Annotated in this window: 13 protein-coding genes; 9 read left to right on the top strand and 4 right to left on the bottom strand. The window is 57.1% G+C overall.

The window, feature by feature from the left end; translation table 11 throughout:
- The first annotated feature begins 18 nt into the window (after positions 1 to 18).
- The 8 genes from hflK to ACXAE6_RS00180 all read left to right on the top strand — a co-directional run bounded on the left by hflK (position 19) and on the right by ACXAE6_RS00180 (position 12,310).
- Entirely contained in the window at positions 19 to 1,227 is a 1,209-nt protein-coding gene (gene hflK, locus ACXAE6_RS00215; protein WP_475142918.1) for an FtsH protease activity modulator HflK, read from the top strand.
- 11 nt (positions 1,228 to 1,238) lie between these two features.
- Positions 1,239 to 2,165: a protease modulator HflC gene (hflC, locus tag ACXAE6_RS00210; protein ID WP_475142916.1), complete on the top strand. Its 927-nt coding sequence runs from the start codon at positions 1,239 to 1,241 to the stop codon at positions 2,163 to 2,165.
- 195 nt (positions 2,166 to 2,360) lie between these two features.
- A complete protein-coding gene (locus tag ACXAE6_RS00205) occupies positions 2,361 to 3,557 on the top strand; it encodes an ATP phosphoribosyltransferase regulatory subunit (protein ID WP_475142914.1) in 1,197 nt (398 codons plus the stop codon).
- Between the two features lie 2 nt (positions 3,558 to 3,559).
- Positions 3,560 to 4,855 carry an adenylosuccinate synthase gene (locus ACXAE6_RS00200; protein ID WP_475142912.1) on the top strand — a complete coding sequence of 432 codons (1,296 nt, stop codon included), beginning with the start codon at positions 3,560 to 3,562 and terminating at the stop codon, positions 4,853 to 4,855.
- A 78-nt stretch (positions 4,856 to 4,933) separates the two neighbouring features.
- Positions 4,934 to 7,309: a ribonuclease R gene (rnr, locus tag ACXAE6_RS00195; RefSeq protein ID WP_475151672.1), complete on the top strand. Its 2,376-nt coding sequence runs from the start codon at positions 4,934 to 4,936 to the stop codon at positions 7,307 to 7,309.
- A gap of 11 nt (positions 7,310 to 7,320) precedes the next feature.
- Positions 7,321 to 8,082, top strand: a complete 762-nt coding sequence (gene rlmB, locus ACXAE6_RS00190; RefSeq protein ID WP_475142911.1) for a 23S rRNA (guanosine(2251)-2'-O)-methyltransferase RlmB — start codon at positions 7,321 to 7,323, stop codon at positions 8,080 to 8,082.
- 517 nt (positions 8,083 to 8,599) lie between these two features.
- The gene (locus tag ACXAE6_RS00185; protein ID WP_475142909.1) at positions 8,600 to 9,439 is read left to right on the top strand and encodes an alpha/beta fold hydrolase; all 840 of its coding nucleotides are present in this window, start codon (positions 8,600 to 8,602) and stop codon (positions 9,437 to 9,439) included.
- 204 nt (positions 9,440 to 9,643) lie between these two features.
- The gene (locus ACXAE6_RS00180) at positions 9,644 to 12,310 is read left to right on the top strand and encodes a hypothetical protein (RefSeq protein WP_475142908.1); all 2,667 of its coding nucleotides are present in this window, start codon (positions 9,644 to 9,646) and stop codon (positions 12,308 to 12,310) included.
- Between the two features lie 126 nt (positions 12,311 to 12,436).
- Here the strand turns inward: ACXAE6_RS00180 and ACXAE6_RS00175 are convergent, their stop codons facing one another.
- From ACXAE6_RS00175 to deoC, 3 genes are read right to left on the bottom strand one after another with little or no spacing between them, the layout of a single operon-like run.
- Positions 12,437 to 13,669, bottom strand: coding sequence for a phosphopentomutase (locus ACXAE6_RS00175; RefSeq protein WP_475142906.1), 1,233 nt, complete (start codon positions 13,667 to 13,669; stop codon positions 12,437 to 12,439).
- Between the two features lie 11 nt (positions 13,670 to 13,680).
- A complete protein-coding gene (gene deoA, locus ACXAE6_RS00170) occupies positions 13,681 to 14,994 on the bottom strand; it encodes a thymidine phosphorylase (RefSeq protein WP_475142904.1) in 1,314 nt (437 codons plus the stop codon).
- 1 nt (position 14,995) lies between these two features.
- On the bottom strand, positions 14,996 to 15,769 hold the full coding sequence (gene deoC, locus ACXAE6_RS00165) for a deoxyribose-phosphate aldolase (protein WP_475142902.1): 774 nt from the start codon (positions 15,767 to 15,769) through the stop codon (positions 14,996 to 14,998).
- Positions 15,770 to 16,011: 242 nt separating this feature from the next.
- On the opposite strand from deoC, the gene ACXAE6_RS00160 reads away from it, so the two are divergent.
- Positions 16,012 to 17,010: a sensor histidine kinase gene (locus ACXAE6_RS00160; protein WP_392800334.1), complete on the top strand. Its 999-nt coding sequence runs from the start codon at positions 16,012 to 16,014 to the stop codon at positions 17,008 to 17,010.
- A gap of 45 nt (positions 17,011 to 17,055) precedes the next feature.
- Here the strand turns inward: ACXAE6_RS00160 and ACXAE6_RS00155 are convergent, their stop codons facing one another.
- A complete protein-coding gene (locus ACXAE6_RS00155; RefSeq protein WP_475142899.1) occupies positions 17,056 to 19,974 on the bottom strand; it encodes an insulinase family protein in 2,919 nt (972 codons plus the stop codon).
- Positions 19,975 to 20,030: the final 56 nt, after the last annotated feature.

The following is a 20,030-nucleotide window of genomic DNA, read 5'->3' as shown; positions in this document are numbered from 1 at the left end:
TGAGAAACGGAGACGACCATGGCGTGGAATGAACCACCAAATGGCAATAATAACGATCAGGATCCCTGGGGGAACCGTCGCCGTCGTGGCAATAACGATGGTCCGCCGGATCTGGACGAGCTGTTAAAACAATTCAACGACAAACTGAGCAAATGGTTTGGCGGTGGCAAAGGCAACAAGGGCGGTGGCTCTAATAAAGGCGGCGGCTCTGCCGGCGGCCTGGGCGCCATCGTCGGCATCCTGGTGGTGCTGGTGGTTGGCTATGCCATCTACGACTCCATCTACACCGTTGATGAATCTGAACGCGCCGTGGTGTTGCGTCTGGGTCAGTTCCATGCGCTGGAAACGCCCGGGTTGCACTTCAAAGTGCCTTTTATCGATACCATCGACCAGAAGGTGAACGTTACCGAAGTGCGTTCTTACCGCCATCAGTCGAGCATGTTGACCGGGGACGAGAACATCGTTTCGGTCACCATGACGGTGGAATATCGCGCTGTTAATGCGCGTGACTTCGCCTTGAACGTACGTCAGCCGGAAACCTCACTGGCCAACGCCGCTGAGTCTGCGCTGCGCCACGTGATGGGCAGTGCGACTTTGGAGCAGGCCTTGACCGTTGGTCGTGACGCCATTCAGGTAGCGGTGCGCGAACGTCTGCAGAATTACCTGACGTCTTACAACGTCGGTATTGAGCTGGCGCAGTTGAACATCAACGACACCTCGCCGCCTTCCGCGGTGCAGGATGCCTTCGATGACGTGATTAAAGCGCGCGAAGACGAACAGCGTCTGATCAACCAAGCCCAGGCTTACGCCAACCAGATTCTGCCGGTCGCCGAAGGTAATGCCCGTCGGCAATTGGAAGAAGCTCAGGGTTATAAAGAGCAGGTTGTGGCACGCGCCACCGGTGAAGCGGATCGTTTCAGCGACATCCTGGCCGCTTACAACGAAGCGCCGGACGTAACGCGTCAGCGTCTCTATCTGGAAACTCTGTCGAACATCTATGAAAACGCGCCCAAGGTGCTGATGGATGTCGAGAACGGCAACAACATGATGTACCTGCCGCTGGATCAGCTGCGTCGCAATAACAGCGCAACTGGCAGCAGCGGTGGCAGTGCCAGCGGCGGCGGTAACGGCGGTGGCAGCGACATTAATAATCTGTCGAACAGCGAAATCCGGAATCTGACCGATCAGATTCTGGGTGAGCTGGATCGTCGTCGCAGTAGCAACTGAGGAGCGAGACAATGAGCAATCGTAATGCACTGGTTCTGGTCGTGCTCGCCCTCTTGGTGTTTCTCGGCATTCAGAGTCTGTTTGTCGTCACCGAAAAAGAGCGCGCCATCAAACTGAAATTTGGTGAAGTGGTTCAGGCGGATTTGTCGCCGGGTCTGCACTTCAAAATTCCGTTTATTGAAGATGTGCGCAAGTTCGACCGCCGTATCATCACTCTGGATACCGACCCGGAACGCTTTATCACCAGCGAGCAGAAAGGTCTGGAAGTCGACGCCTATATCCAATGGCGCATCGACAACGTGCGTGACTACTACACCGCCACCAGTGGTGGCGACCTGTTCCGCGCCAATTCCATTTTGGAAAGCCGGATTAACTCCGGTCTGCGTGATGCCTTCGGTCTGCGTACGCTGCGCGAAGTGGTGTCCGGCCGTGGCCAGGAAGAACCGCTGTCGACCGGTGGTCGCATCGAAGATGAAGGTGAGCGTGATCGCTTAATGCGCCAGGTAACCCAGCAGATCAACCAGTTTGCTGATGGCCTGGGTATCGAAGTGATCGACATCCGCATCAAGGCCATCGACCTGCCGCAGGAAGTGTCGCAGGACGTATTCAGCCGGATGCGCTCCGACCGTGAACAGGAAGCGCGCCGTTTCCGTTCTAACGGTGAACGTCAGGCCGAAGAGATTCGCGCCTCGGCCGATCGTCAGCGCACGGTGATTCTGGCTGAAGCCTTCCGTGAAGCCGAGCAGTTGCGTGGTGAGGGCGATGCTGAAGCCTCGCGCATTTACTCCAGCTCTTTCGGTCAGGATGAAAACTTCTACGCCTTCTACCGCAGCTTGCAGGCCTATCGCGAAAGCTTCAGCGAAGGCAGCGACCTGATGGTGCTGGATCCGGAAAGCGACTTCTTCCGCTTTATGCGGGATCAGAACGGCGCGAATTAGGATAACGGAAGACGCTGGACGGGAGAGGCTGGACGCTGAAAAGCAAAAACCCCTTGGGGGTTTCCCGTCCTAAGTGTAGAATTCGTTAACCGGGCTCCTTGCCCGGTTTTTTTGTGCCCAATGAATGGTTTTTTGCTGTGAGTAGCCGTCTTGGGGTTCTTTAAACGCAGATCACAAATGGAATAGTGTCCTGGCATGACCATCGCTGAACGCTGGCTATTGCCGGACGGCATTGAAGAAATTCTGCCGCCGGAAGCCGCACGCATCGAGGCGCTTCGCCGCCTGTTGCTCGACGAATACCGCGCCTGGGGGTATGACCTGGTCATACCGCCGAACGCCGAATACCTCGAATCCCTGCTCACCGGCGTCGGCCACGACCTGGATCTGCTGACCTACAAGCTGACCGATCAAGCCACTGGCCGGTTAATGGGCCTGTCGGCCGATAAAACCCAGCAAGTTGCCCGTCTGGATGCGCATTCGATGCCGCGCCAGGGTGTGTCTCGTTACTGCTATTCCAGCGACATTCTGCACGCCCGCGCCACTCACTTGCTGTCCAGTCGCAGTCCGATTCAGATCGGTGCCGAGCTGTACGGTTATTCCGGCAGCGAAAGCGATGTCGAAATCGTCTCGCTGATGCTGGCGTCGTTGACCAAAGCCGGCCTGGCCGAGGTATCACTGGATTTGGGGCATATCGGCATTTACCGCGCCTTGATTGAAGGTGCCGAACTCGGCGCTGACGCTCAGGCCGAGCTGTTTGAACTGCTGCGTCTGCGGGCGCTGCCGGATTTGCGTACCTGGCTGAAAAAAGCCGAGCTGGATAAACGTTACAAAGGCTGGCTGGCAATGCTGCCGGAATGCCACGGCTCTATCGATGCATTAAGTGAATGGCGCCAGACTTTCGACGGCGCTCCGCAAAGCGTTTTTGAAGCGCTCGATACACTCGAAGGCATCGCGCGGCTGTTGCGTGAGCGCTTCCCGGAACTGCGCATCCACCTCGATCTGGCCGAACTGCGCGACTACAACTACCACACCGGTCTGGTGTTCTCGGCGTTCGTGCCGGGCTTTGGTCAGCCGGTTGCCAAGGGCGGTCGTTACGACGCCACTGGCAAGGTGTTTGGCCGGTCGCGTCCGGCGACGGGTTTTTCTTCCGACCTGAAAATTCTCGCCAGCCAGACACTCGGTCAATGGCACGAAGCGGCCGCTATTTTGGCACCCGCAGCGGGACCGGCGGGTTTGGATGCAAAAATTACCGAGTTACGCGCCGAGGGCGAGCGGGTGATTCAGGTGTTTAGCGACCAGACGCATCTGGACGAACTGAACTGTGATCGTGAACTGGTGCAGCAAGGCGAACGCTGGACCGTACAACCTTTAACCAAGCAACAGGCAAACTAACGATGGGCAAAAACGTTGTCGTACTCGGCACCCAATGGGGTGACGAAGGCAAAGGCAAGATCGTTGATCTACTGACCGAAAAAGCCGCCGCTGTGGTGCGCTTTCAGGGCGGCCACAACGCCGGTCATACACTGGTCATTGATGGCGTCAAAACCGCACTGCATCTGATTCCATCCGGCATTCTGCGCCAGGGCGTCAGCTGTATCATCGGCAATGGCGTGGTGCTGTCCATTGAAGCGCTGTTGACGGAAATGGCCATGCTCGAAGAGCGCGGCGTACCAGTGCGCGAGCGCTTGTCGATCAGCCAGGGTTGCCCGCTGATTTTGCCGGTGCACAGTGCGCTCGATCAGGCGCGTGAAAAGCGTCGCGGCAACGCCAAGATCGGTACGACAGGGCGCGGTATTGGCCCGGCTTACGAAGATAAGGTCGCGCGTCGCGGCGTGCGTCTGGGCGATGTGTTCCAGGACGATTTCGAAGCCAAGCTGACCGAGTTGATGGATTACCACAACTTCGCGCTGACCGGTTATTACGGCGAGCCTGCCATCGATGTGAAACAAACTCTGGCCGAGACCCGCGAACAGGCGGAAAAAATCCGCGACATGATCATCGACACCGTCAGCAAGGTGCACGGCATCCGCGAAGCCGGTGGCGACATCATGTTTGAAGGCGCTCAGGGTTCGTTGCTGGATATCGACCACGGCACCTATCCCTACGTGACTTCCTCTAACACCACCGCCGGTGGTGTGGCGACCGGTTCTGGTGTGGGTCCTTTGTATCTGGATCAGATCATGGGCATCACCAAGGCTTACACCACTCGCGTGGGTGCCGGTCCGTTTCCGACCGAATTGTTTGACGACGACGGCAAGCATCTGGCCAAACAGGGCAACGAGTTCGGTACCACCACCGGTCGTCCGCGTCGTTGTGGCTGGTTTGATGCGGTCCTGGTGCGTCACTCCATTCGCATCAACTCCATCAACGCCATCTGTCTGACCAAGCTGGACGTGCTCGATAACCTCAAGACCGTCAAAGTCTGCACCGGTTATCAGGATGAGAACGGTCAGGCGGTGGAATGGCCAGCCTCCGCCGAAGCTTTTGAAAAAGTGACGCCGGTCTACGAAGAACTGCCGGGCTGGCAACAGTCAACCGTCGGCGCCCGTTCGCTGGACGATTTGCCAACCGAAGCACGCGATTACATCGCCTATTTGGAAAAGGCCATCGGCGCCCCCATCGACATCGTATCGACCGGGCCGGACCGCACCGAAACCATCGTGTTGCGCCACTCGTTCGATATTAAATAACCGCCAGCATGTGGCTGACACTGGGTTATAATGCCTGCTGTCAGTCACTGCTTTTTTAATTTGTAAGGACACTTTCCTATCAGTCGAGATTCTAACGCTGACCCGCACCATAAGCGGGAAGCTGCAAAATACGAAAACCCCATTCCCAGTCGGGAATTCATTCACGCCCACCTGGAACAACGCCAGGGGCCGGCGACGCACCCTGAGCTGTGCGCCGAACTGGGCCTCACCGGCGAAGACGATATCGAAGCGCTGCGCCGCCGTCTGATCGCCATGGTCCGTGACGGCCAATTACTCTGTTCGCGCAAAGGCGCCTTCGGTCTGATCGACAAGATGGACCTGATCAAAGGTCGCGTTCAGGGTCACCCCGATGGTTTCGGCTTTCTGATTCCAGAGCAGGGCGGCAAAGATTTTGTGCTCACCCATCGTCAGATGCGCTGCTGTTTCGACGGCGATATTGTGCTGGCGCGCAAAGGCGAGCGTGATCATCGCGGCCGTATCGAAGCCATCATTGTCGAAGTACTGGAACAGAACACCCAGGAACTGGTCGGTCGCTTTTCCAGTGAAGGCGGTTTTGGCCGCGTACTGCCGGAAAACCGCCGCGTCAGCCACGACATTTTAATTCCCCCGGGCGATGAAGCCGGCGCCCAGGAAGGCGATGTGGTTGTGGTCAGCATTATTGAGCAACCCAAGATTCGTCGTCAGCCAATCGGCAAGGTCAGCGAAGTGCTGGGCCAGCATATGGACCCGGGCATGGAGATCGACATTGCGCTGCGCACCTACGATATTCCGCATACCTGGCCGTACGAAGTTGAAGAAGAAATCACCGGCTTGAGTGAAACGGTCGATGAAGCCGACAAAGCCAATCGCATCGATCTGCGCGACAAAGCCTTCGTCACCATCGATGACGAAACCGCGCGTGATTTCGACGACGCCATCTTCGCCGAACCGGTAAAAGGCGGTGGCTGGAAACTCTACGTGGCCATTGCCGATGTTTCCCATTACGTCGAAGTCGGCGCACCGCTGGATGTGGAAGCGCGTTCGCGTGGTACTTCGGTCTACTTCCCCGAGCAGGTTATTCCGATGCTGCCGGAAGTGCTGTCCAACGGCCTCTGTTCGCTGAATCCTGAAGTCGATCGACTGACTCTGGTTTGTGAAATGACCGTCACAGCACGCGGCGATATTCAGTCCTATCGTTTTATGGAAGGGCTGATTTATTCGCATGCGCGTCTGACTTATTCCAAGGTTGGTCCGGCTCTCGATCCGGAGACCGCCACCGAAGCGCGTGCCGAAATCGAACGCGATCACGGTGCCCAGGTGTTGAAAAACATCACCACCTTGCGCGAACTGTTTAAGCTGTTCCGGTTCCAGCGCCAGCAGCGCGGTGCCATCGATTTTGAGACCACCGAAACCCGCATCGTGTTCGATGACGATCGTAAGATTGATCGCATCGTGCCCAGCCAGCGCAACGACGCTCACCGTCTGGTCGAAGAGTGCATGCTCTCCGCCAACGTCTGCGCGGCGGACTTCCTGCAACAACTGGAAATTCCTGCGCTGTATCGGGTGCACGATGTCCCCTCGGCTGAGCGTTTGGAAAACCTGCGCGCTTACCTGGGGCAACTGGCGTTAGACCTGTCCGGTGGTGAAAAACCCCACGCCCGCGATTACCAAAAGCTGCTGGCGACGATCAAAGGTCGGGAAGATTTCAATCTTATCCAGACCATGATGCTGCGTTCAATGAACCAGGCGGTTTATCAGCCGGACAACATCGGTCACTTCGGTCTGGCGTTCGAAGCCTATACCCATTTCACCTCGCCGATTCGTCGTTACCCGGATTTGTTAGTGCATCGCGCCATTCGTTCGGTGATTCGCTCGGACAAGAAAACCAAGCTGGTTAATCGTGTCGAGGGTGCGCCCAAGCTGGATGCGCAGAACATCTACCCCTACGACTACGCCGCCATGCTGGAATTGGGCGAGCATTGCTCAATGACCGAGCGTCGCGCCGACGAAGCCACCTGGGATGTGGTCGCCTGGTTGAAGTGCGAATACATGAAAGATCACGTTGGTGATGAATATGAAGGCTCGGTGTCTTCGGTCACCAACTTCGGTTTGTTCGTGCAGCTCGATGACGTCTACGTCGATGGTTTGGTGCATGTGTCGTCGTTGCAAAGCGACTACTACCAGCTTGATGAAACCGCTCACCGTCTGGTCGGTGAACGGACCCGTGTCAGCTATGGTCTGGGTGATCGTTTAACGGTACGGGTAATGCGCGTTGATCTGGATGATCGCAAGATCGATTTCGAACTGGCCGATGGCGAGGTGCGCAAGGTCAAGCATCCGGGACCGGCGGCGGGCAAAAAGAAAGCCGGAGCCAAAAAGGCCGGGGCCAAAAAAGCCAGCTCCAAAAACACCCAGTCCGATAAGCCCAATCGCAAGCGCAAACGCCGTACCTAAGGTTTCAGTTGATGTCAGACGTTCAATGGATTTATGGCTTGCACGCTTGTCAGAGTGCGTTGGAAAACCAAGCCGACCGCGTGCGCGAATTGGTACTGCTGAAAGGTCGTCAGGATAAACGCATCCAGGCGGTACTCGATCAGGCGCGTAACAGCGGCATCAAATTCCGCTGGCTGGAGCGCGATGCCTTCGAGCGCCTGGTGCATCAGCAGCAACTGGGCGATGCCCGTCATCAGGGTGTGTTGATTCAGATGCTGGCCGCGCCGGTGCTCGATGAAGCGGGCCTGGATGAACTGCTCGATGGCCTCAATCGGCCCGCCTTATTGCTGGTGCTCGATGGCGTTACCGACCCCCATAACATCGGTGCCTGTTTGCGTTCAGCCGATGCTGCCGGCGCCGATGCGGTGATTGTCCCCAAAGACAAGTCCGCCAGCCTGACGCCGACGGCAGTGAAAATCGCCAGCGGCGCGGCCGATACCGTCCCCTTTGTTGTCGTCACCAACCTGGCGCGCACCCTGGAACAGATCAAGGCGCGCGGCATTTGGGTATACGGTGCGGCGGGCGAGGCCCAGGCGTCACTCTATCAGAGTGATTTCAGCGGCGCTGTTGCGCTGGTGCTGGGCGCCGAAGGTAAAGGTTTGCGGCGCCTAACGCGCGATACCTGCGATGGCCTCTTTATGATCCCCATGGCCGGTCAGGTGAGCAGCCTGAATGTCTCGGTAGCGGCCGGCATCTCCCTGTTTGAAGCCGTTCGGCAACGTCTGCCTAACTGAACTCCAGTTTTTTCTCTCTGCTAACGGGCGCTCTGACAGCGCCCGTTTTTCGTTGTAACTCCCCAACTGATCTCAACTCTTTTCAAACCAAAGGGGGCGGACAGATGTGCGCCCTTTTCCATTTCCTCTCCTTGCAGGCCCCGTATGCTGATAACAGGGCTGGATCGGCCCTAGGCGGCATTGCCTATAGGGACAAGGAGGCTCTGAATAACTCGCACGAGACTCTGCGCGAGGCTAAAAGGGTCTGCCGCAAGGCGTGACTCGCCGGCAATGGCCTAGTCCTTGTCAAGAGTCGCAACGCGGCGGCAGGCTCTTTTAGCCCGCGCCCTACGGGGCTTGCAGAGGAATCCGGATGCCGTGTTGCACTCCTTTGAAAGGTCTCGACCTTCCTGCAGTCGTGCGCCTTGCTTCCGAATCCCTCTGCAAGCCAGAGCCTTGTGCGAGTTGTTCAGAGGCTCCTAAGGGAAAATAGATGGGCGGTGCTCCTTTCATTCAACTTGATAGGAAGGTGAGTTCCATGATCAATCCAATCCGTACCCTGACTGCCGGCCCGGGCCTCGAAGCCCGCTACCTGATTCTTGGCGATCGGCAGGGCGATCGTCTGCCTCTGGTGTATTTGGGCGGCGCATTCCAGACCTGTGAGAACGTCGAGCGGACCTTGCGCCAAATCTACGCACATCGCCAGGTGGTCATTATCGAAATGCCGGGCTTCGGTGATACACCGGTGGTGCCGCGCAGTGTGCCGACGGCAACCATCGCCGCCAGCGTCGGCCTGGTGGTTGAACATCTCGATATCGGTCGTTTCGATCTGATTGGCTGCAGCTATGGCGGGCTCTTTGCGCTGGATGTCGCCGCACGTTTCCCCGACTCAGTACGGCGCATCATTCTGGCCGGCACCAGCCCCTTTCCAGCACCCACCGAGCGCGGCCTGCATCTGTGCCTGAACCTGCTTGAGCATGGCGAATATCAGTCTTTTGCGGAGTTGTTTGCGCAATTGGCGATTACCTTGCCCAACCCGACCAAACGCAAGCTGCTGCGTCAGCGGTTACTGGTATCGCTGGCCGAACGGCCTGAGTCGGTCTACGAACGCTTCCGGGAGAACACCCAGCGGCTGTTGCTGATGAAGTCGATTCCGCCATTCACCCACCATCCAACCCTATTGCTCGATGGTGAGGCCGATACCTTTACCGACCCGGGCTGGATGCAGAAACAGGCACGGCTTAACGACAACCTCAGCGTCGACCTGCTGCCGGGCTGCGACCACTTCTTCCATATCGAAGACAAGGCCGCCACCGCGCGGGCGATTGGTGACTATCTGGATTGTGACCTAAGCCAGCCGGAGCGGCGCCTGGCCTGATTGGCTCCGCTGCACTTTAACCAAAGGGAGCTTCGGCTCCTTTTTTTGGTTCGGCGTATCGAGGCCTGCTGTGATGTACCACTCAAAACGTCAAAAAATTGACCGTTTACTAAGTAAAAAAAGACAATAATCCCCCGGTGCATGAATGGGCCCGGCACGAAGGAGCGTTGCCCATGCCAACTCACCCTCAGGGAGGATTGTTTGATGTTTGATTTACTGTCTGGTCGGCAGGGAACTGCCCGGCTGAATTATTGGATGTTATGGCCGGTATCGCTGGCCATTGTGTTTGGTTTAACGGCCTGTGATTCGGGCGGGAGCGGTCGCGGTGGAGTCGATATCAAACGTCCACCGTCTGTGGAACTCAGCGCCTGGGTAGGGGAGAACAATAGCGAATTGACCGTAACCGGGGAGTTTAAGGAGCAGGCTATCAATCTGTTCACCTTCAGCAACCCCGACTGTGCGTTAAGCCTGCATGAAAAATGCTCCAAGCAATACCCCATTACCACCAGCCCGACAGTGGTGGACGCGGACTCTTATCTCACCCTCACCCAACCCGCCTATACCCACCTGCAGAGCGGTGATTTCCAAGCTGATAACGTGCTCAGTGCCCAGCGTTTTTCACCCAGAGCTGAACATCAGGTGGCCTATTTTAAAGGGCGGTTTTGGCTGGTCGGTGGTGCTAGTTATGGCGCAGATGACCTCTGGTCGTCCATTGACGGCCGCAACTGGGTGCCGCACACCTCTGCCAAAAAAGGGTCGCTTAGCGAAACTGGCTTGTTTACCTCTTTAGAAGAGCATCAACTGGTGGTCTTTGATGCGGCCGAAGAAGCTGGGGCTGAGGATCTGGGTGAACAGCTTTGGGTGATTGGTGGTAACGGTACGAATCAAGTCTGGTCATCTACCAATGGTATTGAGTGGACATTGCATACAGAGGGCGAGCATTTTACTGAACGCGACGATCATCAAGTGGCGGTGTTTGATTCCGATGATGACGGTCAAACCGAACTGTGGATGCTGGGTGGATATGGTGTTGGAAGTGCTGAGGATAGTGATGAGACATATCTGGCCGATGTTTGGAAATCGACGAATGGTATTAATTGGACGAAACAGACGCTGACGCTCGGCAGCGCCTCTAAGGAGGAAAAACTGTTTTCAGCCCGGTATGACCACCAACTGGTGGCCTTCGATGCCGGTGATGGCCAGGGCGCTCAGCTGTGGTTGATTGGGGGTGAAGATGATGGGGGTTATTTAAACGACATCTGGTCATCGCCGGATGGTGTGACCTGGACGGGCCATGGCAACGCCGTCGATGCAGCAGATACCAGCGATGACCCGAAAGAGGCTTTTACCGCTCGGTATGGTCATCAAGTGGTGGCGTTTGACGCCGAAGACGGTCGTGGAATGCAGCTATGGCTGGTGGGCGGTTATGGTCCTGAGGATTACCACAATGATGTTTGGTCGTCGTCCAATGGCACCCAATGGACTGAACTCCAACCCTCGAATCCCTTAGCGGCTACTTTTTCAGCACGCGAAGGGCACCAGCTTTTGGTGGCTGACAGCAATGCCGATGGCCATAACGAGCTCTGGTTGGTGGGCGGCAAGGATGATTCTAATTACTGGAATGATGCCTGGTCCAGCCGCAACGGCCGCGATTGGCTGTTGCAATCACCCTACGCCGACTTTAGCGCGCGCACAGGCCATCAAGTCGTGGTCTTCGATGGCGGTGACGGCGAGCAATTCTGGCTGGTGGGTGGTGGTGACGGCCACTATAGCAATGCGGTCTGGTCGTCGCGTGATGGCATCCATTGGACACAACGCCCCGCCGTCAACAGCGAAGAAGGTGCAGACTTGTTTTCGCCCCGTACCGGTCACCAATTGGTGGTCTTTAATGGCGCTGCAGTGGATGGCCTGGGTCCGCAGCGGTTGTGGCTGATCGGTGGCTATAGCAGTGAATATGGTCGGCTAAACGATCTCTGGTCTTCTTCCGATGGCCTTGTCTGGACCCAGCGTAAAGCTCAAGGTCAAAGCTGTGGCACTGGCAATCAAAATAATAAGCAGAGTGAGTGCATTTTTTCCGGTCGTTCCGGGCACCAGGTGGTGGTCTTTGATCCGACTGAAATTGCCCCCGAGGGCAGTGTTGAGGAGGTGGCTCAGGTTGCACAGGAATTGCTGTGGCTGGTTGGGGGTTATGATAACAATAGTGCAACAAAAGCGACGAATGATATCTGGTCATCCCCCGACGGCGTTACCTGGACTCACCATACAGAAGCCAGTAACAGTGAGATGGACCTCAATAATAACGTTCCCATGCCGTTGTTCGATGCTCGCACTGGTCACCAGTTGGTGGTATTTGATGGGGCTAAAGTAAAGGATAAGCCAGAATTGGGTCCACAGCGGTTATGGCTGATTGGTGGATACAGATACTCTCCCAGTTATACAGCTCTAAATGACATCTGGTCCTCAGCCGATGGCATTGTCTGGACAAAACGCGAAGACCCCGATTGCGAGGCCAGTGCCAACTGTCTGTTTTCTCCGCGCGATGGGCATCAGGTGGTGGTCTTTGATCCTGAAGAGGGCGAAGGCGAGTTGCCGGTACAGCAAGACAAGCTTTGGCTGATTGGGGGTGGAAATAAAAACGATATTTGGTCATCAGAAAACGGTATTGCCTGGACCAAAGCGGATAAATCTGGTGCTTTTTCAGGTCTATATTATCATCAGGCGGTCGCCCATAGCACTGACCCAAACAATCCAAACAAGGCGTTGTGGTTGATTGGAGGGCAACTGGCATATAGCCCCAGCAACCAAGTCTGGCGCTCCACGAACGGCACAGACTGGCGATTGTCGGTTAAGGGAACGCTGTCGGCGAATTAATGAAGAAATAGGGTCAGTTATTGCTAGCCGCCATAGTCGTGAATTTCGCGGCACTCATAGTGGCTAGCGCAAAGCGATAAAAAGGGGAGCTTCGGCTCCCCTTTTTGCGTTAGCAGGCTGGAATAATCACGCCACCAACTCATCCAAAAAGCTGGTGCCATAATCCATGGCCGGCAGGTCGAAATAATCCGCCAGTGTCTGGCCGATGTCGGCGAAGGTTTCCCGTTCACCCAGGTTGATCGCCTGCATCTGTTTGCCGTACACCAACACCGGGATGTGCTCGCGGGTATGGTCGGAACCGGGCCAGGTCGGGTCGCAACCGTGATCGGCGGTCATCACCAGAATATCGTCGTCGCGCATCACCGCCAGCAGTTCCGGCAGGCGTGCATCAAAACGCTCCAACGCAGCGGCGTAACCGGCGACGTCGCGGCGGTGGCCGTAAGAGGAATCGAAATCGACGAAGTTGGTGAAGACGATGCTGCGGTCGTTCGTCGTTTTTACTTGCTCTAGGGTGGCATCGAACAAAGCATCCAAACCAGTGGCCTTTACCTTGCGGCTGATGCCGACCTGGGCATAGATATCGGCGATTTTGCCGATGGAAATCACTTCGCCCTGGTTCTCGGTCAGCTTCTGCAGGATGGTCGGGCTCGGCGGCGGCACCGCCAGATCACGACGGTTGCCGGTGCGCTGGAAGCTCTCTGCATCGGCGCCGATAAAGGGACGGGCGATGACGCGGCCGATGTTGTATTCATCGACCAACTCGCGCGCTACCTGACAGACTTCCATCAACCGATCCAGACCGAAGGTTTCTTCGTGGCAGGCAATCTGAAACACGCTGTCGGCCGAGGTGTAGACAATCGGTTTGCCGGTGGCGCAGTGTTCTTCGCCCAGGCGTTTGATGATTTCCGTGCCCGAAGCGTGGCAGTTGCCGAGTACGCCGGGCAGATTGCAGCGTTCAATCAGATCGTTAAGCAGGCTCGGTGGGAAAGAGTTGTCTTCCTCTTTGAAGTAGCCCCAGTCGTATAAGACGGGCACGCCGGCGATTTCCCAATGGCCGCTCGGCGTGTCTTTGCCGCTCGACAGTTCGCGCGCATAACCGAAGCTGCCGGTGAAGGTCTCCCCGGTGTGCATGCCGGCCGGCACCTGGCCGCCGGCGCTGTCGGTGGCGGCCTGAATCAGCCCAAGTCGGGTCAGGTTGGGCAGTTGCAGCGGGCCGGAACGGCCTTTATCAGCCTTGCCTTCGGCGCACCACTGGGCGATATGGCCCAGCGTATTGGCGCCGACATCGCCAAAGCGGTCGGCATCGGCGCTGGCGCCAATACCGAATGAATCCAGAACCAGAATGATGGCGCGTGCCATAGCAAACCTCCTCAGTGCGCAAATCGTTGATGGATGACGCTCAGTTCATCGATCGGCCGATCGGTGATCGGCATAGCGCTGCGCAGTCTTTGTTGCAATTCAGCCAGTTGGTCGTCGCTGCGCAGATGGGCGATGGCCAATGGCTCACCGGCTTCAATATAGTGGCCGGGTTTGACGATGCGGGTCAGGCCGACGGCGGCGTCAATGCGTTGATCGGCACGGGTGCGGCCACCACCCAGCGCTACCACGGCCAGACCAATATCGCGCACTGTCAGCGCTTGAACATAGCCGGACTGCGCTGCGGTGATGGGCTTGATAATGGGGGCTTTGGGCAGAACTTCATCCCAGCATTCGAGGATGTCCGCCGGTCCACCCAGAGCGCTGATCATACGCGCAAAGCGTTCGGCCGCAGCACCGCTATCGAGCGCCTTGAGCAACTGGGCGCGGGCGTTATCGAGCGAATCGGCCAGGCCGCCGCTGAGCAGCATTTCCGCGCCCAGCGCCAGCGTCACTTCGTGCAAAGCGGCATCGCGCGGGCCGCCGGTCAGGTATTCGACCGCCTCCGCAACTTCCACCGCATTACCCGCCGAACGCGCCAGCACCTGGTTCATATCGGTGAGCAGGGCCGTGGTTTTTACCCCGGCGCCTTCGGCGACAGCGACAATGCTTTGCGCCAGTTGTTCACTGAGTTCCGGCGTCGGCATAAAGGCACCGCTGCCAACTTTGACGTCCATCACCAGCGCATCCAAGCCTTCGGCGAGTTTTTTCGACAGGATGGAAGCGGTGATTAAATCCAGGCTTTCCACCGTGGCGGTAACATCGCGGATGCCATAGAAACGCCGATCGGCCGGTGCCAGATCGCCGGTCTGGCCGATGATGGCAACGCCGCAATCGCGCACTGTCTGTTCAAACCGGGCATTGGCCGGAAAAGGGTTGTAGCCGGGAATGCTTTCCAGCTTGTCGAGCGTGCCGCCGGTGTGGCCCAAACCGCGACCGGAAATCATCGGTACATAACCGCCGCAGGCAGCGACCATGGGGCCGAGCATTAAGCTGACCACATCGCCGACACCGCCGGTGGAATGTTTGTCCAGCACCGGGCCGGGCAGGTTCCAGCTCAGTACCTTGCCGGAATCGCGCATGGCGAGCGTCAGAGCGACACGTTCGTCCAGCGTCAGGCCGTTGAAATAGACCGCCATGGCGAAGGCGCCAATCTGGCCTTCGCTGATCGATTCGTCCTTAATACCCTGGACGAACCAGCGCAGTTCGGCATCGCTCAGCGTCTGGCCGTCGCGTTTGCGACGGATGATTTCCTGCGGCAAAAACATCTCAGTAACCGCTGCCTGAAGGCGCAGACGGCGCGGCACCCAATGTCGTCAGCAGGTCGTTAAGCAGGCTGGAAGCGCCAAAGCGGAAATGGTCGGCGTTGATCCAGTCTTTACCCATAAGGCGTTCGGCCAGCGCCAGATATTCACCGGCTTCTGCCGTGGTGCGGATGCCGCCGGCGGCTTTGAAGCCGACGTCCTTACCGCTGTCGGCAATGGCTTGCAGCATAATCTCGGTGGCTTCGAGGGTGGCGTTAACCGCTACTTTGCCAGTGCTGGTTTTAATAAAGTCGGCTCCGGCGGCGATGGCAATATCGCTGGCCTGACGAATCAGTTCAGCGCTTTTTAATTCACCGCTTTCAATGATGACCTTGAGTTTCACCGCCGCACCGCAGGCGGCTTTGCAGGCACTCACCAGTTCGGCTGGGGTTTTGGTATCGCCAGCGATCAAGCTTTTGTAGGGCAGCACGACATCGACTTCGTGCGCACCGGCGGCGACGGCATCGCGCGTTTCGCGCACGGCGCGGTCGATATCGTCGCTGCCATCAGGGAAGTTGGTGACGGTGGCAACACGCACTTGGCTCAGGCCACGCTGGACCAGCGTTTTACGCGCCACATCGATAAAGGCGGGGTAGACACAGACCGCAGCGGGACTGCCAAAAGGCGTCTGCGCCGATTCGCACAGCGCCGCAATAACGGCCTCGTTGTCGGTGTCGTTGAGGCTGGTCAGATCCATCAGACTCAGTGCCTGACGGGCAAGGGAGGCATTGTCTGTCATTTATTGTCCAAATGGTCAGATTATGCGCGGCAATTTTAGGCGCAAGAACCGCCAAACACAATTGCCGCCGGCTGCGTTTTGGGGCTTTACACCCTGAGTTAGGCAAGGGCGCGATAAGACTTGTGCCGGTAATTGTTGGGTTAGCATCTTTTGACAGTTATTTATCGGTGAAAAAGATGGCAAACTGTCGCCTTTCGATGGACCAAAGAGGCGCCTGTCGCGCCATCTGTTAGGAGACACGTGTGATTCGAGCATCGCAGTACGCCATCCTCTGGGTGGTTACCTTGATTCTTTGGGGAGCCTCATTGGTAGGTCTCCTTTTTTTTGGTTTGAACGCGCTGGATACTCAATCGTTATTGATTCTTTTGGGTCTGGTTGCGTTGGCCGGTGGCGCCTCGTTAACAGCGCTTAACCAATGCCAAAACCGGGTGACGGAAGCTTATAAGGAACTGAGCCGTGTGCGTCGCTCGTTGCAGGAAAGTCATTTGGAAATTGATCGTTATGAATACGAATCCAAGCAAAGTGCTGACCTGCGCCGTCTGGTATTAACCTCCGCCCAGGAAAAAGATCAGGCGCTCGACAGCATGGCGCTGGCGTTGAATACCGCCATGGCAGAAGTGCTGACCTTGGCAACATCCGAAGAAGCCGATGCTCGTGATCGCATCAAAGAACGTGCTGAATTGATGCAACGTTATGCCGAAGATTTGCGCGCTCTGGCACGCCTGGAATTGAAGTCCGAAGTGCCACGCCATGAAGATGTGAATTTCCTCAACCTGGTCGAGCGGTTTCTCGATGAGTGGAACCGTTACGGTCGCTCGCGCGATGTTAAAATCAAGCTGGAACATCAGGAAGACCAACTGCCGCTGGTATCCGACGTTAACTGGTTGCATAACCTGCTGACGCGCGCCATTCAGGCTTTGGTGCGAATGAACCGTGAATCCACGATCGATGTGCATCTGATCGGTTATATCGATGCCGAATTGGGCGATGCCTTGCGCGTTACGCTTAATGCGCGTGGTCGTCGTCTCGATGCCGAACAGCTGGCCTCTTCGGTATCCGGTTATACCCGCATTATCGATCAGGGTGCTGATGTTGGACCGGGCTTATCCTTTGTCGTGGCGCGTCGTCTGGCGCAAATGCTGCAGGGTTATCTGGAAGTGAACGACAGTGGCACGGGTACCGAAGTGGTGTTGGTATTGCCACGGCGCCTGGATGACGCCATGGACGAAGAAGACGCTTAATAGCGTTGCAGTCTCAGCGATAAATAAACCACAACCTGCCGCCGCTTAACGCGGCGGCAGGTTGTTGAAGGTTGGCGTTACCCAGCGAGCGTCAGCTTGAACATCCGCCGGTTCATCGGCCGGATAGAAACCGATCAAACCCTGCCCATGCTCGTTGTAATCGCGGGCCATGCCATCGCCCACCTGATGCAATACCAGGCGGCGACTGCCTTCTGCAATAAACTGCGATTCAAAGAAACGCACGAAGCCATCCAGACTGATGTTGTCCACTTCACCGGCCAGACGTTGACCGGTATTGAAGTTGGGGTTGTCGTCGATGATGGCGTTCCAATAGCGCTGACTGAGGTCGTATAAATTATCCGCCGGCGCCGTCAGACTGGTTTCCAGTCCCTGTTTGAAACTGCGGAATTCGGCTTCGCTCATGCTGCGCATCCGTTGTGCAAAACGCGTCATAAAGCGATCAGAATAAAGTTGCAGCAGGGCCGGATCGGTCGAGGGTGATTGGATATAAACCACCAGGCCGGGCCAGTCGTGTACCGAGTGCGCGCGGGCAAAGACCACATAACCGAGCTGTTCCTGAGTGCGCAGTTCGGTGAAGTAGGGAGTATTGAGTACCTGGCCGGCGAGGGCGTAGAGCGCGCGTTCGCGCAAGCTGTCGTTAGTGCCCTGATAGTAGCCGAGCAGGGCGGAGTCGTTATGGTCAATGGACAGCTCATGGCGGTAGCGACGGCTCGCCAGCGCCGCGATTTGCGCCTCTACCTTCGGTGCATTGGCCGATGGTGGCAACATCAGGCGGGCGCGATCGGCCAGGTCGATGGCGGCCTGCTGCGTCATGTTGCCGTGCACCAGCAGCGTCAGTCGATGATTGGCCAGCCAGCGGTCGCGCAGTTCATTGAGGTCGGTCGGAGTGACCTCTTCCAGCGCTGCCAACAATTCATCCGGAGTCTGCGAATCCTCAATCAGGAATTGGCTTAAGCGACGGAACAACTGATTAACCACCGGATCTTCATCGGCGTTGCGCAGGCGTCGGGCCAGGTCGTCTTTGAGGCGTGCAAAACGATCCGGGTCAATGCTGTGCTCGGCCAACTCCACCAGAATGGTATCGAACAGGGTCGGCAAGGGTTCACTGAAACCGTATAAACGCAGATGCATGCCGCGGCTGTTGGTGGAAAGTCCGTAGCCGGAACCGGCCAGGCCAGCGGCATAACGGAATTCGCTCAGCGCATCGTCAACCAGGTCCAGATACAGCTGGGCCATCACACGGTCACGCGCGCTGGTGCGGGTTTCCGGTGTTTCGATGAGCATGGAAATGTCCAGCTTGGGCGTGCGGAACTGGTCATCCTGTTCGAACCAGAGTTCATAACCCGGCGCCGTTTGCACGATCTGTGGCTGGTTTTTGTAGAGGCTGCTGCTCGGCCCTTGCAGTGGCAGTACGTCCAGATCGTCGGGAATAAACGGATTGGCGTCCGGTAATTTCAAGGTATCGCTGGTGTTGGGATTGCGCCATTGCGCCAGAGTGTTGCCCGACAGCGGGGTCAGGCTGTAAGGCGTGTCATACCAGCGGCTGCGCACATCCTCGGTGGCTTCAGGGTGCATCAAAACCACCAGGGCGTTATCGGGCTGGAGATAGCCGAGCCAGTCGCGCAGCGTATCGTCATCGAAATCGTTCAGTTGGTAAGGCCCGCGCAATACTTCTTTGGCGGGGTAGACCGACAGCCGTTCGGCCAGCCGCTGTACCGTGGCAGCCGGGTCGACTTTTTCGGCAAATTCGAAATTCACGTCGTTGATGTCGGCCAGTTCGTCGTAGCGCCATTCTTCAAGACCTTGATCGGCAATCAACTGCAAATACTCAAACGCCAGACCCGCGACATCCTGCCAGTTTTCCAGGCCGGTCCGGGTGAGCTGCACACTGAGCGTGAACTGATCATTGCTGGCGGTTACATCGCCGCTGCGGGCACTGAGTGCCTCAGCCCAGCCGCGCGCTTTGAGCTCGGAAATTAAACTGCCACTGGTTTCCTGGCCCAACAGATAGGCAATAAATTCGCCCGGCTTGGTGTCCAGTTCATCCAGATTACCCGGTACCGGAAAACGCAGTTGCAACAGCCGGGTTTCGCGGCGCGGTTGGATTTCAACCAGAAACGGCAAGTCAGCGTCTTCGAAGAACGGCTGATCGAAAACCGGAGCTTCGGACTCGACCGAACGCACGCCACCAAAACGATCATCCACCCAGGCTTTCAGGGTGGTTATATCCTGCGGCCCATAGACCGTCAGCGCCATGCGTTCGGCGACGTAATGCTGGCGATAGAAGCGCATCAGCTGGTCGCGCAGATCGGCGACATTGAGGGTGTCTTCGTTGCCGATCGCCAGGCGTGAGGCCGGATGCTCGCGCACATACAGCTCGCTGAGCACGTCCTGTTGACGACGACCATCGTTTTGCAGGCTGGCGGTAAATTCCGAGTTCACCGCCTGGATTTCGCGCTCAACGAAGTCGGCATCGAACAGCGGCGCGATAAAGAACTGCGCAAAACGATCCAGCGCCGGCTCCAGTTGTTCAGCGTCGATGTCGAAGTAATAGAGGGTGTTTTCCGAAGCGGTATAGGCGTTGTTGTTGCCACCGCCTTGTTCGATAAACTGATGATAGCTGTCGACTTCCGGGTATTTTTCCGTGCCTAGAAACAGCACATGTTCCAGCAGATGCGCCAAGCCAGGAATCTCGGGCGGGTTGCTCCAGGAGCCCACGGTCACGTTCAAAGCCGCTGCCGCCTGTTCGCTGTCGGTGTCAGACACCAACAGGACTTTCAGGCCGTTACTGAGTTCATAGCTCTGAAAATGGCGGGTCTCAAAATCGCTGACCGCGATATTGGACGGGTTCCGCTGGGCGATCACCTGGCTGTACCAAAGGCCGACTCCGGCCACAACGGCCACTAAAACGGCCGCTATGGCGACTCGAACGCCTCGCTTCATACTGTGCTCCTGGCTGGGCTGACAAGGCGCCGATTGTAACGGTCTACCCCGGCCCT

It is taken from the genome of Saccharospirillum sp. ABV4_185 (assembly GCF_056159245.1).
This window is presented reverse-complemented; position numbering and strand designations above follow the sequence as displayed.

Excerpts from the sequence above, each read along its gene's own strand:
- hflK (WP_475142918.1), top strand. The coding sequence starts at position 19 with ATGGCGTGGAATGAACCACCAAATGGCAATAATAACGATCAGGATCCC.
- hflC (WP_475142916.1), top strand. The coding sequence starts at position 1,239 with ATGAGCAATCGTAATGCACTGGTTCTGGTCGTGCTCGCCCTCTTGGTG.
- ACXAE6_RS00205 (WP_475142914.1), top strand. The coding sequence starts at position 2,361 with ATGACCATCGCTGAACGCTGGCTATTGCCGGACGGCATTGAAGAAATT.
- ACXAE6_RS00200 (WP_475142912.1), top strand. The coding sequence starts at position 3,560 with ATGGGCAAAAACGTTGTCGTACTCGGCACCCAATGGGGTGACGAAGGC.
- rlmB (WP_475142911.1), top strand. The coding sequence starts at position 7,321 with ATGTCAGACGTTCAATGGATTTATGGCTTGCACGCTTGTCAGAGTGCG.
- ACXAE6_RS00185 (WP_475142909.1), top strand. The coding sequence starts at position 8,600 with ATGATCAATCCAATCCGTACCCTGACTGCCGGCCCGGGCCTCGAAGCC.
- ACXAE6_RS00180 (WP_475142908.1), top strand. The coding sequence starts at position 9,644 with ATGTTTGATTTACTGTCTGGTCGGCAGGGAACTGCCCGGCTGAATTAT.
- ACXAE6_RS00175 (WP_475142906.1), bottom strand. The coding sequence starts at position 13,669 with ATGGCACGCGCCATCATTCTGGTTCTGGATTCATTCGGTATTGGCGCC.
- deoA (WP_475142904.1), bottom strand. The coding sequence starts at position 14,994 with ATGTTTTTGCCGCAGGAAATCATCCGTCGCAAACGCGACGGCCAGACG.
- deoC (WP_475142902.1), bottom strand. The coding sequence starts at position 15,769 with ATGACAGACAATGCCTCCCTTGCCCGTCAGGCACTGAGTCTGATGGAT.
- ACXAE6_RS00155 (WP_475142899.1), bottom strand. The coding sequence starts at position 19,974 with ATGAAGCGAGGCGTTCGAGTCGCCATAGCGGCCGTTTTAGTGGCCGTT.